Below are 15826 nucleotides of genomic sequence, written 5' to 3'. Positions count from 1 at the left end.
ACGGCCTGTGAAGTAGCAGGCCGTCTGAAGTTTTATTTAATGATTGTACAACCAGTTTTCGAGTTTTTGGCGATCGGTAATGTGCAGCAGGGCGGTATTGGCTTCTGCTGCTTGGACTGTGATGCTGGTCTCGCGCAACAAGCCTTGGCGGAAGAAATGGATGGTGGTGCGCGTGCCGATAGGCAGTTTGCTCCACTGCGCTGCAAGGTCGTTGCAGGCGTAGCCGCCCAAGGCGATGATTTTGTCTTGCGGGCAGAGTCCGGCATTTTCTGCGCTGCCGCCATTGAATACATGAGTCAGGACGGCATAGTCGCTGTTTTGTTTGAAACGTGCGCCCAAATCGTTGGCTGGGGCAACCGATTGGGGTTCGCTTGCAAATGCTCCACCGTGTTGACGAGGTAGGGGGATAAAGTCGAGTTTGACACCTACGCTTTGCAGACATTCTGCGAGCGGAAGATCATCGGTGCTGTATAAGGCCGTCTGAAAGAAGGTTTCTAAATCTAAACCGGTTATTTCTTGACAGCGGATTTGCCAGTGTTTTTCGGGTATGCCTTGATGGGTGTTGCACCAGTCGCGATAGTGTTGCTGCATCACGCTGTCGAGGTTGTATTTGCCTTGGCTTTTTTCACGGCTGATAAGGTCGAGGCAAAGTGCGGCCAGTGCGCCTTTTTGATAATAGCTGACGATGGCGTTAGGGCTGTTTTCGTCTTGTTTGTAGAACTTGTCCCATGCGCTGAAACTGGATTGGGCAAGTGTTTGTTTCAGACGGCCTTGTGTCTGCTGTACGCGTGTAATGCCTTGTGCAAGCAGGGTAAGGTAGGCTTCGGGGCTGATGGTTTTGCTTCTAGCAAGAAAGAGGTCGTCGTAGTAGGACGTAATGCCTTCAAATGCCCAAAGTTGCTCGGTGTAGTTTTCTTGGTCGAGATTGTAAGGTGCGAAGACGGCCGGTTTGATGGATTTAACATTCCATGCGTGGAAGTATTCATGGGAGAAGAGGCCGAGTAATTCGGTATAGGCTTTGTCGGCTTCGCCCATATCGTAAGATGGCAGGCTGTGGCGGTCGGCGAGTAGGGCGGTGCTGCTGATGTGTTCCAGTCCGCCGTAGAGGTTGTCGCCCAGATGTAGTAGGAAAAGGTATTCGGAAAACGGGGCAGGGGAGGGGAACATCGCCAACTCGGTTTCGCAGATTTTTTGAATATCGGCGAGGAAGCGGGCGCGGTCAAAATCGGGGTAGATACCGCTTAATGCAATACGATGGGGAATACCTTGTGCTTCAAAGTCGAGGAATTCGATGATGCCTGTTTCAACAGGGTGGTCGATAAGCTCGGCATATGAGGCCGTCTGAAAAGGGGTTGCCGAAATTTGTGGCAGGGTTGTGGCTATCTGCCATGTATGTGGCAGGGTAGGAAATTCGACTTGGTGCGGTTGTTCCTCTTGTCCGTGTACTTTTAAGAATAGGCATGCGCCGTCGAAAAAGCCGCGCTCGGTACTGAGGAACGAGCCGCGAACTGATAAGTCGAATGCGTAAACAGTGTAGTAAATTTCCCACTCTCCACTGAGAGCAGGGGTTTGCCAATGGTTTTTGCTGGTTTGTGTCAGCGGCTGGGCTTTGCCGTTGCAGCGCGCGCTGATGTGCGTGATATGGCGGGCAAAGTCACGGATGAGATAGCTGCCGGGAACCCAGTTCGGCAGGCTGATTTCTGTTTCAGAATCATTGGTTTGAGCGAATGATAAGGTGATGTGCCATTCATGAGACAGGAAATTGGGGGTAATTTTGTAATTAATCATGGCTATTGGTTAATTTGCTAAAGTTTATTAAGAATAAAGGGGTTTAAGGGGTGGGCTTAATCTATATCAATAAAACTGTATGAAAAAGGGGGCTTGAAAAAATACTATGTCCGATTTATGGGATATGTTTAAATAATTTATTGATTATAAAAGAAATGAATTTATGTCTTGCTAAATATTTTATGCAATGTGGAATGTAATTTTGCTTGGCATGTTGTGGTGTCTATGTTAAATTTAGAAAAATTTGAGCCTTGGCCGTATTGCGCTTTTCGTAAATGCAGGGGTTGGGGTGAGATAAAAATTTTTTATACCCATAATTTATGGAGACTTCCATGGACACACAAACTTATAACTACAAAGTGGTGCGCCAGTTCGCCATCATGACTGTAGTTTGGGGTATTGTGGGCATGTTGGTTGGCGTTATCGTCGCTGCCCAGCTTTTTGCTCCGGCCCTCGATTTATCCAATATCGGACCTTGGTTCCACTTCGGCCGCCTGCGTCCTCTGCACACCAATGCGGTTATTTTTGCATTCGGCGGTTGCGGGTTGATCGGTACATCATACTACGTTGTTCAACGTACATGTAATACCCGTCTGTTTGGTGGTTGGTTGCCTGCATTTACCTTCTGGGGTTGGCAGGCTGTTATCGTGGCTGCGGCCATCAGCTTGCCTATGGGTTACACCCAAGGTAAAGAATACGCCGAGTTGGAATGGCCTATCGACATTTTGATTACGCTGGTGTGGGTTGCCTACGCCATCGTATTCTTCGGTACGATTGCCAAACGTAAAATCAAACATATTTACGTTGCCAACTGGTTCTACGGCGGCTTTATTTTGGCCGTTGCGCTGTTGCACATCGTCAATAATATCAGCATCCCTGCCGGTTTGATGAAATCTTATCCGGTTTACGCAGGTGCGATTGATGCGATGGTTCAATGGTGGTACGGCCACAATGCGGTGGGCTTTTTCCTGACAGCCGGCTTCTTGGGTATGATGTACTATTTCGTACCTAAACAAGCAGGCCGTCCGATTTACTCTTACCGCTTGTCCGTTGTCCACTTCTGGGCTTTGATTTTCACTTATATGTGGGCTGGTTCTCACCACTTGCACTACACCGCATTGCCTGACTGGACTCAATCTTTGGGTATGGTATTGTCTTTGATCCTGTTTGCGCCTTCTTGGGGCGGTATGATCAACGGTATCATGACTCTGTCCGGCGCATGGGACAAACTGCGTACCGACCCGATTTTGAAATTCTTGATCGTTTCTCTGTCTTTCTACGGTATGTCTACCTTCGAAGGCCCGATGATGTCTATCAAAACCGTTAACGCTCTGAGCCACTACACCGACTGGACTGTTGCACACGTTCACGCCGGCGCATTGGGCTGGGTGGGCTTTGTAACCATCGGCTCCGTTTACTATATGATTCCCCGCTTGTTCGGCAAAAATGAAATGTACAGCACCAAATTGGTTGAGGCGCATTTCTGGATCGCGACCATCGGCGTGGTTCTGTATATCGCTGCAATGTGGATTGCCGGCGTAATGCAAGGTCTGATGTGGGGTTCTTTGAATGACGACGGCACGCTGACTTATTCCTTCGTTGAATCCGTAAAACGTACCATGCCTTACTACATGATTCGTTTCACCGGCGGTCTTCTGTACCTGAGCGGTATGTGCATCATGGCATATAACGTTTACCGTACTGCTATCAGTGGTAAAGCAGTTGATGCTGAGATTCCTGCGGTTTCTCAAACTCAACACCACTAATGACAAGAAAGATAGGCTACCAAAATGAAATTACAACAATTAGCTGAAGAAAAAGTCGGTGTACTGATTGTATTCACCCTGCTTGTAGTCAGCGTCGGCCTTCTGATTGAGGCTGTTCCGCTGTTCTTCACCAAGGCAGTTACCGAACCTGCACCCGGCGTGAAACCATATAACGCCCTGCAAGTGGCCGGTCGCGATATTTATGTGCGCGAAGGCTGCTACAACTGCCACTCTCAAATGATTCGTCCATTCCGTGCAGAAACTGAACGTTACGGTCATTACTCTGTTGCCGGTGAGTCTGTTTATGACCATCCGTTCCAATGGGGTTCTAAACGTACCGGTCCGGATTTGGCTCGTGTTGGCGGCCGTTATTCCGATGAATGGCACCGCATCCACCTGCTGAACCCGCGCGACGTTGTGCCGGAGTCCAATATGCCTGCATTCCCATGGCTCGCACGCAATAAAGTCGATGCCGAGGCAACTGTGGCGCATATGAAAGCCCTGCGTAAAGTGGGTACACCTTACAGCGATGAAGAAATTGCCAAAGCACCTGAAATGCTGGCTAACAAATCAGAGCTGGACGCTGTTATCGCCTATCTGCAAGGCTTGGGCTTGGCATTGAAAAACGTAAGGTAACATCATGGACGCTAACTGGGCTCGCTCGCTCTTTACTGTTTGGGTATTTATCAGCTTTATTTTAGTTCTCTATATTGTGTTCAATAGACGCAATAAGAAAAACTATGACGATGCTGCCAGCAGTATTTTCGATAATGACGAACAAAGGCCGTCTGAAAAGGACGATCAAGCTCAGTCAGTCCGTGATCACGGAGCAAAATAATGAACACAACATCCCAATTTACCAGTAGTTTCTGGAGTATATATATTGCCGTTATCGTCGTGCTCAGCTTCATCGGCCTGGCTTGGCTTCTGCTTTCGCAAAACGTTGTGAAACGCCCTAAAAAAGGCGAAGAAGTAAAAACCACAGGTCATGAGTGGGACGGCATTTCGGAGTACAACAACCCTCTGCCACGTTGGTGGTTTTGGCTTTATGTCTGCACATGGCTGTTTGGCGTCGGCTACCTGATTATGTATCCAGGTATTGGCGATTACAAAGGCCTGTGGGGCTGGAGCAGCCATGGTCAATATGAAGAAGAAGTTGCCAAAGCCAATCAGCAATACGGTAAAGTGTATGCTAAATTTTCCAATATGCCGATTGAGAAAGTGGCTAAAGACCCTGAAGCCCGTGCTATTGCACAAAACCTTTTCAATACCTACTGTATCCAATGTCACGGCTCAGATGCCAAAGGCTCCAAAGGCTTCCCGAATTTGACCGACGACGACTGGTTGTGGGGTGGCGAACCTGAAAAAATTCAGGAAACCATTGAAAAAGGCCGTACTGCCGCCATGCCTGCATGGGGTCCTGCTTTAGGTGAAGAAGGCGTGAAAAACGTAACACAATATGTTATGTCCCTTTCTAAACCTAAAGGTCAATACGACGAAGAACGTGCAGAGCGTGGTAAAGCCCTGTTTAGCGGCCCACCTGCCAACTGTTTCACTTGTCACGGCGACAAAGGTCAAGGTATCCAAGGCCTCGGCCCGAATCTGACCGACGATGTATGGTTGTGGGGCGGTACTCAAAAAGCGATTACCGAAACCATTACCAACGGCCGCAGCAGCCAAATGCCTGCTTGGGGGCACTTCCTCGACAAAGACAAGCTGCACATCATGACCGCTTATGTTTGGGGTTTGTCCAACAAAGACGGTAAAAAAGCTCCTGCTAAAAAAGCCGAGCCTGCTCCGGTAGCTCAACCTGCCGATGCTTCTGCTCCGGCGGCTGCTTCAGCTCCTGCTGCCGATAAAGCTGCTTCAGATGCTAAAGCTGCTCCTGCTGCTGAAGCCAAACCTGCTGAAAAAGCAGAAGCAGCTCCGGTTAAGGTAGACGGCAAAGCTGTTTTTGAAGCCAACTGTAAAACATGCCATGGCGGTATGATTCCGGGCGCACCTGTTGTCGGTAAAAAAGACGACTGGGCTCCTCGAATTAAGCAAGGTAAAGATACTTTGCACAAACACGCGCTTGAAGGTTTTAATTCAATGCCTGCCAAAGGCGGCAACAGCAGCTTGAGTGACGATGAGGTTAAAGCGGCTGTAGACTTTATGGCAAATGAGTCCGGTGCAAAATTCTAATTTTGAGTCGGATTGAAAAAAAGCGTACCTAACAAGGTACGCTTTTTTATATTTGATAAAACCAATAAGAGAAGACATATCAAAGAGGTGAAATATATAAGGCCGTCTGAAACATTCAGACGGCCTTTGTTCTTGTTTCAACCAAGATTAATCAATCCAAAGTGGACGTACTGCGTTTCAGGAACCATTCGCTGAAAGGCCACTCGACGCTGTCGAGTAAGTTTTTGGTAATTAGCCCCAGTTCCGTATCGCCTTCGATTTGCAATTTACGGTTGAAAAATAAGGTATCGGGATCTTCCTCGCGCATCATCATGCGCATGAAGTCTATACCGTTAGCGGCCAGTCTCAGATCGGGGGCGCCGCTGAAGTTGTCGTCCAGGAATTTTTCCGTATCGGCACTAAACCGCACTTTGATACCGGCATCCAAAACTTCGATTTCGAATTTTCTTCCGGCAAAAAGTTCCATATCGGCAGGCAGTAAACCTTTTCTCAGCATGGTATTCAATACGGAGACCAAAACAAAGCGTGGAGGTTTGCCGGGAAGTTTGGTACCGATTTTTGTCATCCATTTGGGTAATATGATTTCAGGCAGCGCCATAATATGCCTCCTTCACGGTTTCAATACCGGGCTGACCGCGCCAATAGCCGTCAACCAGTGTTCCGGTAGTCAATCGTTCCAACTCAGGGTGGACATCTTCCCATGTGGCTTTTCCGTCCAATACATCGCGGTGAATTTGGATAATTTCAGCCATGCCGTGCATTTGTGGCGACAGTCTGAGCATATTCACGCCGATTTTATTTAAGTCTTCATGGTGGGGCAGTAGGTTTTGGCAGCCGTAAGACATGGTTTGGATGCCGTTGATGGTGAGAAACGGCTGGCCTTCGCGCGTATTCATGGCCATACCGTGCTCGTGGTCGAGGCAGCGGAACTCGCAACTGTCTTTATTCAGATTGTAATGGCGGGCGGTAAAGCAACGTGATGAATAGGCGAGCGGCATTTTACCCCAAGCGAAGAGTTCGGTTTCAATGCCGTCTGAAGCCTTGATGATTTCGGCAACCTTATCGCGGCTCAGCTCGGACGGTGCAATCCAGCGGAATGCCCCTAATTTTCGGAATACGTCCAAAGTAGTTTCGTTGTAGATATTCAGGCTTGCACCGGCAACAAACGGGATGCCATGTTCGCGTGCCAATTTGACCGCCCCCATGTCGTTGGCCTCAACTTTAAACTTTCCCTGCTCCGTGATTTTGCGCAGGCGTTTTAGATCGGATTCGCTTTCGAGCAGGACTTGTGAAGAAAGAATAATCTCCTTACCGCTTTCCGCCAAGTCTTCAGCCAGTCCGAACCAGTCGGCAAAGCGCATTTTCTGACGGCGTGAGCAGACTACCTCGCCCAAATAGACCGTATCCAACGGCGTATCCAGCATGGAAACGTAAAATTCCAGTAGGGCTTCTTTTTGCCAGAAAAATAAAATAGGGCCCAGCGACAATTTCAATGAATTCATTTTTTTCCCCTTATTTCCATGGGCGGTTGTATGCGCCCAAAGTTGTCTGATGACCTTCCGAAACTTTGCTCAAGGCATTGTTCCAGGACGGATTGACTTTGAAATGCGATGGGTCGGCTGCAGCTGCATCCAGTGCTTGGCGCAGGGATTTGGTTACTTGCGCCGTATACATCGGACTGCGTTGGCGTCCCTCGATTTTGATGGCGGACACACCGATTTTGATGAGTTCGGGCAACATTTCCAAAACATTCAGGCTGGTCGGTTCTTCCAAAGCATAGTAAGTTTCATCATGGACTTCAAAGCGGCCTTTGCACAAGGTTGGATAACCTGCCGGTTCATTGGGTTTGTATTGGTCTATCAATACCTGGTTTAGACGTACGTTCATGCGGTCGGGCAGTTGTTCCCAGCGGACGGATTTTGCCGGAGAGCAGACACCTTGCATATTGGGCGATTCGCCTGTTGCATAGCTCGACAAGATGCAACGGCCTTCCACCATCACACACAAACTGCCGAAGCCAAAGACTTCAATTTCCACATCAGTATTGTCAATCACATGTTTGACCTGATCGATGGTCAGCACGCGTGGCAAAACGGCACGACGGATGCCGAACAGCTCTTTCATCATATTGATGGCTTCGTAATTGGTGGCCGAACCTTGTACCGACATATGCAGGCGTAAATTCGGATGTTTGTCTGTCGCATACGCCATGATGGCGGGGTCGGCAACAATAATCGCATCGGCACCCAAATTCGCCGCCGTATCCACAGCGGCGTGCCAACGCTCCACTTGGCCGGCTTGTGCAAATGTATTGATGGCCATCAGTACATTGCGCCCGCGCGCATGGGCGTAAGCTACGCCTTCCCGCGCAGATTTCATATCGAAATTCAGTCCCGGAAAGTTTCGTGCATTGGTCGCATCTTTCAAACCCATGTAAACCGTGTCCGCACCGTTGTCCACAGCGGTTTTCAGTGCAGGCAGGTTGCCGGCGGGGCAGACCAATTCTGGAATTTTCTGCATATTGTGTTCCTCGTCTTGATGATAACCTCTATCGGGTTAATCAATATTTTGTAGAATTCCGGATATTTTATGGATTAATGACACAAGATATGCTGATTTAAATCAAATCGAAAAATTCAGGTTGACGTAGACATATTGTTTACAAAATCTTAACAGACGTTGTTTTTTATATATTTCATGTGCTTAAAAATTTTAATGACGGGTTTTGTTTTAAAACCGGTGCATGTTTTTAACTATCGCATTTATTAATTTTTACAATAATAGTGATGGGAAAATAAAAAAGGCCGTCTGAAAATCCAGTTTCAGACGGCCTTCTGCTTTAAAGGGATATATTTAAGAGAAACCCAAGCGTTTATCGGGTCGGGTAAACATAAAAATAAACAGGGAAGTTAACGCGCCCAAAGTATCGGCAAGCATGTCTTTTTGCGCGTCCCAAATATCGCCTTGAGAGCCCAAGAACTCCAGTCCGGCCTCTCCACCATCGATGACGGCATATTGCCATTCGATAATTTCATAGGCGGCAGCCACGCTCATAATGAAGAACAAGGAGAAAAATAAGGCCAACGGCAGGTTGCACAGTTTGCGGCGCAGCAGCCATTCAGTCATTGGATAGGCGTAGAAGCCGATGATGTAATGGGCAATACGGTCGTAATGATTGCGGTTTTCGCCCAAAATTGGTTCAAAAAAGCGGTTGATGGATTCAAACGGTACATCTGCAAAAGTATAGTATGCACCGATTGAATGCATAATCAGCCAGAAACTCATGAATAAGTAGGCCAGGTTGCTGAAGCGGAAAATGCGGTAGGTGGCAACAAGAAGGAAGAATACGGATGCTACGGGAATGATTTCAGCGTACCAGACCGCGCGGTCATGGGGATTGATGCCTGACCAAACAATGAGGGCAAAGATAATTGTGGCAAGAAAAATGGGAAAGATTGGAGAGGGTTTGTTCATGTTGTGTGTATGTAGTAATAATGGTTACGTATTGTATAACGAATTGGTAGGACTGGAAGTTTCGATCATTAAAGGCCGTCTGAAAAACAGCTTTCAGACGGCTTGAAGTTTAGCCATTCCAGAAATAACGGGTGATGTGGAAAAACACGGGTGCGGCAAAACAAATCGAATCCACGCGGTCAAGCATACCGCCGTGGCCGCGTATCATATTGCCCCAGTCTTTGACACCGTAATCGCGTTTGATGGCGGACATAACCAGGCCGCCAAAGAAGCCCATCAGGCAGACGATAAAGCCGATAATGGCCGCTTGGCCGTGGGAGAACGGCGTAATCGGCGCCATCAACGCGGCAATGGCCGTGGCCGATAAAATACCGCCGACAGTGCCGGAAATGGTTTTGGACGGAGAAAGCGAAGGCATGATTTTTGCACCGCCAATCAGTTTGCCCCAAACGTATTGCAACACATCCGATACTTGCACCACGCCAATCAGGAAGATCAGCAACAGGATATTGTTGCCGTTATCGAAGCCGTCCAAGTCTAGAAACATCAGCGCCGGAACATGGGACAGGCAGAAGATGCAAATCATCGCCATCCATTGTGTTTTGGCGGCGCGTTCCAAAAAGTGTGCCGTTTGGCCGCTGAGGCTGGCAATAATCGGTAGTATCAAAAAGCCGTAAACTGGAATAAAAATGCTGAACATGCCATACCAGCCGTCATAGACGAAATAGTATTGCACCGGCAGAAGCAGGTAAAAGCAGACCACCATGCTGTAATAGTCGCTGCGGCGGCGATAGACGAGGGTCATAAACTCGCGCAGTGCGGCAAATGAAATCAGGAAAAACGGTACAACCGTCCCGATTTTGCCGAACCAAAATGCACCCAGTAACACCAGCGTCATCAGCCACCATGCGTAAATACGGGCGTTGAGGTTGGCGATGGTGGCATTATCTGCGCCGTTTTTACGCTTGAGCCATTGTCCGATGATGCTGGCAAAACACAATACGGCAAATACGCCGACAAAAATATAGCTGGCTTGCGGAGTCAGATGAGCGGCGGCTTGTTCGACAATGATTTGTTGGGAAGTCGTAGAAAGGCTCATGCTTGTCCTCCTTTGTTTTGATGAACTTCAGATTCATTTTGGCGAAGCTCGCTGCGGTCGTTTTCAGACGGCCTGAGTGCCAGCAATGCTTCACGGCTGCGTGTCAAAAAGCTGTCTTTGTCTTCGTTTTCCTGCAAGGTAAGCGGTTGTCCGATATGGACTTCACACAAAAGCGGGATAGGCAGGATTTTGCCTTTGGGCAGTACGCGGCTGATGTTGTCTATCCAAATCGGCACAAATTCGGTATTGGGTTTGCTTTTTGCCAGATGATAAATGCCGGACTTGAACGGCAGCAGGATGGTGTTATCGTCAGTGTTGCGCGTGCCTTCAGGGAAAATAATCAAGGAATCGCCTGCGTTCAGCGCATCTTTCATCTGTTCGGTAATCACCTGCGGATTATCGCTATGGCGCGGAATCAGCAAGGCATTGAAAACGTTTTGAATGATGAAGCGTTTGAGTTTGCTCGTCAGCCAGTAATCCGAACCGGCGACAGGGCGCGTGGACAAGCGCCAGCGGTGGGGCAGGGAAATCCACACCAATACAAAATCACCATGGCTGCCGTGATTGGCGTAATAGACCTTTTGGTGCTGATTGAATGTCAGCTCGCGCGGACTTTTGGGGCGTACGCCCGTAAGAAAAGAGACCGACAGACACAAGGCTTGGTCGGTCAGCCAGGCAAGTTGTTTTTTGAGGAAGTTTTTCATTGTTTCTGCCTTTTGAAATGAGATACCGCTCTAGATTTGGTTTGGGTAAATCAGCAAAAATAATCAAATGCTTTGGATAAGCAAAATTAAAAATTGTGCGGCGGTCAGGTATAAGCTTTTGCGCCATAAGGAAAGTGCGCCGTTTATCCGTTGGGTCAAAGTACGGCTGCCTGAAGTTTGACGCAAACCGTTTTGCTGTAAGGCGTGGTCAAAGTCTTCAGGAGAGTAGCGGTTGTCGGCAAAGTCTTGGAACACGCGGCGGTCGAAGTGAACGCGGATATGGCAGTACAACAAAACTGCTGCCAAGACAAGTTGTACCGCAAACCATGCACCGCCATATTTTGCCGACAAGGCGAGCAGCAGAGCGTTGCAGGCGGCAACATAATGTGCGGTAGAGAGCAGGTGGGCAGTAATACGGCTATCGGTTGCGTTGTCCATCATTATCCTTGTTTTAAACGGTTGGCCGCAGCTTCAACTGCTTGGGCAGTGGCCAGCGATAATACCATTTGCGGCCGAGCCTGTTTGAGTTCGGCCTTTGCCTGTGCCAAGTCTTGGCAGCCACCATAGACCAGCAGCCACGTCAGCACCACTGCGGCACTTCTTCCATAACCTAAAGCGCAACATGCCAGCACTTTGCCGTGTTTTTGGCGCAAGGTTTCCAATATCAAGGCCGTCTGAACCAAATCGTTTTCAGACGGCGTTACCATATCCAGTAAAGGCAGAGCGCGATATTCTCCTTGATAGCTACGGTAGGGATATTCGGCGCATACATCCAATACGGCAGGCAGATGGTTTGAAATACCCAAAACGCTGCCAATCCATACATCATTGCGGACTTGTGCCATTTTCGCCTTACCGCGTAACCAATACGCCATGTTTAGCCGTACGCCCACCAGATAAGGCAACAGCAAAACCGTCGCTGCCGCCGATAATTTACTGTTAGCCTGTTTTTGGAATACGTTTGCATTTCCAGTCAAATAGGCAAAAGCCACCATCAGCAAAGACACGCTAATCCATATCAACCACAGCCACACACCACCCAGCAGCGCAGGCAAAGCCATCAAACACGCACCAAGCAAATACAGCAACGCAATCTTTCTTGAGCGTACATTACTCAAGCCTAGTCTTAACGGCGAAGTCATCTGACGCGGGAAAGCCCATAACACCAGCCAGCCAAGCAATGCTCCGGTCGGCACGTCAATAAAATGATGTTGATAAGTTGTCAGTACCGACAGGGCAATCAGGCTTTGCCATAAGAAAAGAGGCAGGCGGATTTTGGGAAAGCGCGTCCAATAAAATGTACCCACGATAATCGCCAGCGCGATATGCAAAGATGGTGCTTGGTTGTACGGCAAATCAAATGCAGCCAATGAATCAAACAGCCAGCCTGACAGCCCATCGGCAGGCGGTTTAGGCCACCCGAAACGCAGCGGAAACAGCACAAAGCAAACAGTCGCAATCAGTTGGGCGGCTACAAGGTGCGCTACATATCGGTTTTGTTCATGTGTATCACGGCAAAGAAAAAATGCCGCAGCATACATCAGGTTTAGCGACCAATAAGGCACAATCGTCCATGCCCAAAACGGAATATTGCTTTCCCATGTAAAAGCGATTTCAGGCACATAGTCCAGCGATGCTGCATAATGATTGGAGATGCCGTAGCTGGTGTAAAACAAGATACCGACTGAAATCAGCTTGAGTAGGGAGGTTTTGAGGGAGGGTTTCATGGGGGATTAGTTAATAATTAAATATTTTGATTCCGTGAGCCTATTTAAGATAAGTGATATTCGTACCATCAATGCTAAGAACTTTTCTATTCAGTAGATGCTGTAATAGTTTTTCAGTTTCATGATTGTTGGATTTTGCATGTGCTTTTATAGTGTTTCGTAATGTATTGACTTTACCTGGGCGTTTTGATGGTTCAACTGACAGTGCGGCAATTACTTTTTTCCACATGGTTTCATCAGGCAAATGGAGTATTTTCTTTTGAGATATGGGATTGGGATTAGTATGGGGAAATGGAGCATATTCAATTTTTCCATTGTTTTGGCGAATATGGTTTTGTTCGCGTAAATGGCGTGCAAAGGCTTGAATATCAGCTTGACTAATAGTAAGTGAGAGAGCATCTGCACGTTTCTGTACGGCATCTTGAAAATCAGTATAAGTTTTGGGTTTGATATTCAAAATATAACGTTGGATTTTCTGTAATAGATCATTGTCACTGATGTGGTAAATCACTATACCTTGCTCATCAACACTAATTAAGTTTTGTGTTTTAAGTTTATTAATAATATGAGCAGTCGTTGTTTCACATTCTTCGTCTGTTTTACCTTGAAATTGTTCGCGTAAAATATATTTACACAGATTTTGTTGCAAATTATGTAAGCGAGATGGAAGAAAAGCGTTGGGCTGACGCAAAGCAGTTAAGGCTGCTTGAAAATAAGGTGCTAATGACTGGGGTGGTTTGAGGGAATTTTCAGGTTGAGGGTGGGGTTCTAGTAGTTTTGTTGGAGGTGTAGTATTAATTTTTGTGTGCTGCACTTCATCTATATTTGCTAGGCGTACAACACCTTTTGCCTCCTGCTTTTCTAAGATATGTTCTACTAAGATATCGTAACCACCATCACGAGAAAGTATACCAATTTGAGCATCTGTATCTGTAGCTATAATTTTTCCAAGATAATAAGAAAGATAAAAATCTAATGCGTTTTTGCCTGATTTCTGTAAGTGAATAAGATGGACACGTTCGCCAAATGGAAGCAATGATGCCACTAAACTAATGGGTAATGATTTATGTTGTGTGCCTAAAAATAACCAAATATGAGTATCTTCAGTTGGTAATTTGTCCAGATTTTGCGGTTGGATATTTTCAAAGTCGATTAGTAAGTGTTTCATAGTATTATTTAATTGGACTGACGTTTATACCCAAAATCCCTTTTAATATTATTTTTGTTGAGTTATTAATGCTCAACTTATATACCAGGCCGTCTGAAAGTTAAAAAATTGTTCAGACGGCCTTTATTTTTATTTCTTTACTGCCAAGCTCACGGTGAAAATACCGTCTTCGTCTATCCATTGATGGATTTTTTCAAAGCCGGCTTTTTCAACCAACTGATCCATTTCCTGCTGACTGCGGCGGCGCATTACCCAGTTCGGGCTGCCTGCTTTATGGCTGGTCAGGGCGCGGGCAATCATTTCCAGTTGTGGATGCCACGGCTGGCCGGTATAGATCAGGTAGCCGCCGGTTTCGATGGCTTCGCCGAAGCCGTAGAGTGAGTTCAAAATCAAATCGTTGTCGGCAAACAATTCGTGCAGGCCGGAGACGATGCTCAACGTTGGACGCGGCTGTAAATCGTGATAATTGGCGCGGTCGTAGGCATTGACTTCATTGAAGGTTACCGTGTTTTGCAAGCCGCGTTCTGCAATCAGTTTGCGGCCGGCTTCGACATTAATCGGGCTGTAATCGCGCAAGCGTACGGAATCAGGCAATGTGTCGGCAGTCAGGGCATCCAATACATAGCGGCCATGACCGGACGCAATATCCAAAACGTGTACAGGTTTGCCTGCTTCGCGCAGTTTGGCTGAGGCCGTCTGAATGGCTTTGCCGATATTGACTTTGCGTTGGCGGATACCGCGCCAGCCGATGGCGTTGAGATAGTATTTGTCCACCCATACACCGAAAGCGTTGCTGCCTTGCGGTTGATTGCGGTAAACGTAATCCAGTGTGCTGCCCGAATCAAAACCTGTTTCTTGACCGATTCTCAAACCTTCACTCCAGCGCGAACCCAGTTTGAGCGAGGCGCGATATGTCGCCCAGAATGCGCCGCGAGGCGTACAAACAGGCAAAGGTGTAGCCAGTTCGTCAGCTTCGCGACGGCTGTCTCCGAACAAGTGCGCTTGAGTCAGATCGACTTGTTGCAAAGGCTGATTGAAACGCTCGCGGATAAAACGGCGCATTTCAACAAAGGCGATTTCACGGTTTTGTTCGCCTAAGGTGTCGTGGTAGAAACCGGGCAGGATATGGCGCTCTTTAATATGGCTGCCCAAACGGTTGTAGAAATCATGTTGCGGTTTATGATGAACAACCCAATCACTGCCTGAAATCAACAGTTGTATAGGCGTAGTAATCGCTTGTGCATCGGCAACCACACGTTCGGCCGCGTCATATAAACCCAGCAGGATACGCACAGAAATAGCGCGGGCAATAAGCGGATCGTTGTCGTAGCTTTTTTGACGTTCGACATTGTGGGTCAGATAGTGGGCTTTGACGTAGCTGTTGACAAAGAAATTACCGCGCCATTTTTGCATCATTTTCAAACCGGTACGGGCAAACGGAACATAGAGTTTGACTTTGAACGCAGGCGAAGCCAATACGGCGCAACGGATTTTCGGCGCGTAATCGTGCAACCAAGTAGAAACCAATACCGCTCCGACACTTTGCGCAATCACGCAAATGTTTTCAGGTTTGATACCGTATTCGCTTTGAATGTGTCGGATAAAATCATCTACGTCTGAAACCGAAGTGCTGATGCTCGGACTATCGCCGCGTTCACCGGGGCTGTAACCATGACCGCGCGCGTCCCAAGCAAAATAGGCAAAATCATCAAAACCCAGCTCATCGGCAACAAACATCATCCGGCCGGAATGCTCATGCCCGCGATGGAACAGCACAATGGCTTTATCGGAAGAACCATCGGCAGCAGGGCGATAGCGGTAGAAAAGCGAAGTACCGTCTTGAGTGTAAAAGTATTTTTGCTGTTCGGACATGAAGAACTCCTAATAGTCATATTTTTTGGACAGTATCATGACAT

General features: G+C 47.6%; 15 protein-coding genes. 4 read left to right on the top strand and 11 right to left on the bottom strand.

What is annotated here, in order from left to right; translation table 11 throughout:
* Positions 1-36: 36 nt before the first annotated feature.
* Entirely contained in the window at positions 37-1788 is a 1752-nt protein-coding gene (locus HMPREF2560_RS00790) for a M61 family metallopeptidase (RefSeq protein ID WP_070873643.1), read from the bottom strand.
* 332 nt (positions 1789-2120) lie between these two features.
* Here HMPREF2560_RS00790 and ccoN point away from each other — a divergent pair, with 332 nt between their 5' ends.
* Genes ccoN through ccoP form a run of 4 tightly spaced genes read left to right on the top strand, consistent with a single transcriptional unit; the run spans position 2121 to position 5738 of the window.
* On the top strand, positions 2121-3554 hold the full coding sequence (gene ccoN / locus HMPREF2560_RS00785) for a cytochrome-c oxidase, cbb3-type subunit I (protein ID WP_003748780.1): 1434 nt from the start codon (positions 2121-2123) through the stop codon (positions 3552-3554).
* Positions 3555-3578: 24 nt separating this feature from the next.
* The gene (gene ccoO / locus HMPREF2560_RS00780; protein ID WP_003748778.1) at positions 3579-4190 is read left to right on the top strand and encodes a cytochrome-c oxidase, cbb3-type subunit II; all 612 of its coding nucleotides are present in this window, start codon (positions 3579-3581) and stop codon (positions 4188-4190) included.
* A 4-nt stretch (positions 4191-4194) separates the two neighbouring features.
* The gene (locus tag HMPREF2560_RS00775) at positions 4195-4392 is read left to right on the top strand and encodes a cbb3-type cytochrome oxidase subunit 3 (protein ID WP_003748776.1); all 198 of its coding nucleotides are present in this window, start codon (positions 4195-4197) and stop codon (positions 4390-4392) included.
* The gene (gene ccoP, locus HMPREF2560_RS00770) at positions 4392-5738 is read left to right on the top strand and encodes a cytochrome-c oxidase, cbb3-type subunit III (protein WP_083306161.1); all 1347 of its coding nucleotides are present in this window, start codon (positions 4392-4394) and stop codon (positions 5736-5738) included. Before HMPREF2560_RS00775 ends, ccoP begins: the two co-directional genes overlap by 1 nt.
* Before the next feature lie 151 nt (positions 5739-5889).
* On the opposite strand, the gene HMPREF2560_RS00765 is transcribed toward ccoP, so the two are convergent.
* The 10 genes from HMPREF2560_RS00765 to HMPREF2560_RS00720 form a co-directional block, all read right to left on the bottom strand.
* Positions 5890-6336: a ubiquinone anaerobic biosynthesis accessory factor UbiT gene (locus HMPREF2560_RS00765; RefSeq protein WP_070606966.1), complete on the bottom strand. Its 447-nt coding sequence runs from the start codon at positions 6334-6336 to the stop codon at positions 5890-5892.
* Positions 6323-7240, bottom strand: a complete 918-nt coding sequence (locus HMPREF2560_RS00760; RefSeq protein WP_070606962.1) for a U32 family peptidase — start codon at positions 7238-7240, stop codon at positions 6323-6325. The genes HMPREF2560_RS00765 and HMPREF2560_RS00760 overlap by 14 nt, the downstream gene beginning before the upstream one ends.
* Positions 7241-7250: 10 nt before the next feature.
* The gene (locus tag HMPREF2560_RS00755) at positions 7251-8258 is read right to left on the bottom strand and encodes a ubiquinone anaerobic biosynthesis protein UbiU (RefSeq protein WP_070606959.1); all 1008 of its coding nucleotides are present in this window, start codon (positions 8256-8258) and stop codon (positions 7251-7253) included.
* Between the two features lie 333 nt (positions 8259-8591).
* Positions 8592-9212: a DUF2238 domain-containing protein gene (locus tag HMPREF2560_RS00750; protein WP_070606956.1), complete on the bottom strand. Its 621-nt coding sequence runs from the start codon at positions 9210-9212 to the stop codon at positions 8592-8594.
* A gap of 109 nt (positions 9213-9321) precedes the next feature.
* The gene (locus HMPREF2560_RS00745; RefSeq protein ID WP_070873642.1) at positions 9322-10311 is read right to left on the bottom strand and encodes a phosphatidate cytidylyltransferase; all 990 of its coding nucleotides are present in this window, start codon (positions 10309-10311) and stop codon (positions 9322-9324) included.
* Positions 10308-11015: a lysophospholipid acyltransferase family protein gene (locus HMPREF2560_RS00740; RefSeq protein WP_070606953.1), complete on the bottom strand. Its 708-nt coding sequence runs from the start codon at positions 11013-11015 to the stop codon at positions 10308-10310. Before HMPREF2560_RS00740 ends, HMPREF2560_RS00745 begins: the two co-directional genes overlap by 4 nt.
* Before the next feature lie 63 nt (positions 11016-11078).
* Positions 11079-11453, bottom strand: a complete 375-nt coding sequence (locus HMPREF2560_RS00735) for a hypothetical protein (RefSeq protein ID WP_070606949.1) — start codon at positions 11451-11453, stop codon at positions 11079-11081.
* Between the two features lie 2 nt (positions 11454-11455).
* Positions 11456-12742, bottom strand: a complete 1287-nt coding sequence (locus HMPREF2560_RS00730; protein WP_070606947.1) for a phosphatase PAP2/dual specificity phosphatase family protein — start codon at positions 12740-12742, stop codon at positions 11456-11458.
* Positions 12743-12782: 40 nt separating this feature from the next.
* On the bottom strand, positions 12783-13910 hold the full coding sequence (locus tag HMPREF2560_RS00725; protein WP_070606944.1) for a PIN domain-containing protein: 1128 nt from the start codon (positions 13908-13910) through the stop codon (positions 12783-12785).
* A gap of 129 nt (positions 13911-14039) precedes the next feature.
* Positions 14040-15782, bottom strand: coding sequence for a bifunctional alpha/beta hydrolase/class I SAM-dependent methyltransferase (locus HMPREF2560_RS00720; protein ID WP_070606941.1), 1743 nt, complete (start codon positions 15780-15782; stop codon positions 14040-14042).
* Positions 15783-15826: the final 44 nt, after the last annotated feature.

It is taken from the genome of Neisseria sp. HMSC078H04 (assembly GCF_001838135.1).
In the GTDB taxonomy this organism is placed as follows: Bacteria; Pseudomonadota; Gammaproteobacteria; order Burkholderiales; family Neisseriaceae; genus Neisseria.
Note: the sequence above shows the minus strand (reverse complement) of the source record. Positions and strands in the feature narration are given on the sequence as shown.

What these genes read in the sequence shown, in the direction of transcription:
- HMPREF2560_RS00730 (WP_070606947.1), bottom strand. Translation starts at nt 12,742, where the DNA reads ATGAAACCCTCCCTCAAAACCTCCCTACTCAAGCTGATTTCAGTCGGT.
- HMPREF2560_RS00755 (WP_070606959.1), bottom strand. Translation starts at nt 8,258, where the DNA reads ATGCAGAAAATTCCAGAATTGGTCTGCCCCGCCGGCAACCTGCCTGCA.
- HMPREF2560_RS00775 (WP_003748776.1), top strand. Translation starts at nt 4,195, where the DNA reads ATGGACGCTAACTGGGCTCGCTCGCTCTTTACTGTTTGGGTATTTATC.
- ccoP (WP_083306161.1), top strand. Translation starts at nt 4,392, where the DNA reads ATGAACACAACATCCCAATTTACCAGTAGTTTCTGGAGTATATATATT.
- ccoO (WP_003748778.1), top strand. Translation starts at nt 3,579, where the DNA reads ATGAAATTACAACAATTAGCTGAAGAAAAAGTCGGTGTACTGATTGTA.
- HMPREF2560_RS00765 (WP_070606966.1), bottom strand. Translation starts at nt 6,336, where the DNA reads ATGGCGCTGCCTGAAATCATATTACCCAAATGGATGACAAAAATCGGT.
- ccoN (WP_003748780.1), top strand. Translation starts at nt 2,121, where the DNA reads ATGGACACACAAACTTATAACTACAAAGTGGTGCGCCAGTTCGCCATC.
- HMPREF2560_RS00740 (WP_070606953.1), bottom strand. Translation starts at nt 11,015, where the DNA reads ATGAAAAACTTCCTCAAAAAACAACTTGCCTGGCTGACCGACCAAGCC.
- HMPREF2560_RS00750 (WP_070606956.1), bottom strand. Translation starts at nt 9,212, where the DNA reads ATGAACAAACCCTCTCCAATCTTTCCCATTTTTCTTGCCACAATTATC.
- HMPREF2560_RS00735 (WP_070606949.1), bottom strand. Translation starts at nt 11,453, where the DNA reads ATGGACAACGCAACCGATAGCCGTATTACTGCCCACCTGCTCTCTACC.
- HMPREF2560_RS00720 (WP_070606941.1), bottom strand. Translation starts at nt 15,782, where the DNA reads ATGTCCGAACAGCAAAAATACTTTTACACTCAAGACGGTACTTCGCTT.
- HMPREF2560_RS00790 (WP_070873643.1), bottom strand. Translation starts at nt 1,788, where the DNA reads ATGATTAATTACAAAATTACCCCCAATTTCCTGTCTCATGAATGGCAC.
- HMPREF2560_RS00760 (WP_070606962.1), bottom strand. Translation starts at nt 7,240, where the DNA reads ATGAATTCATTGAAATTGTCGCTGGGCCCTATTTTATTTTTCTGGCAA.
- HMPREF2560_RS00725 (WP_070606944.1), bottom strand. Translation starts at nt 13,910, where the DNA reads ATGAAACACTTACTAATCGACTTTGAAAATATCCAACCGCAAAATCTG.
- HMPREF2560_RS00745 (WP_070873642.1), bottom strand. Translation starts at nt 10,311, where the DNA reads ATGAGCCTTTCTACGACTTCCCAACAAATCATTGTCGAACAAGCCGCC.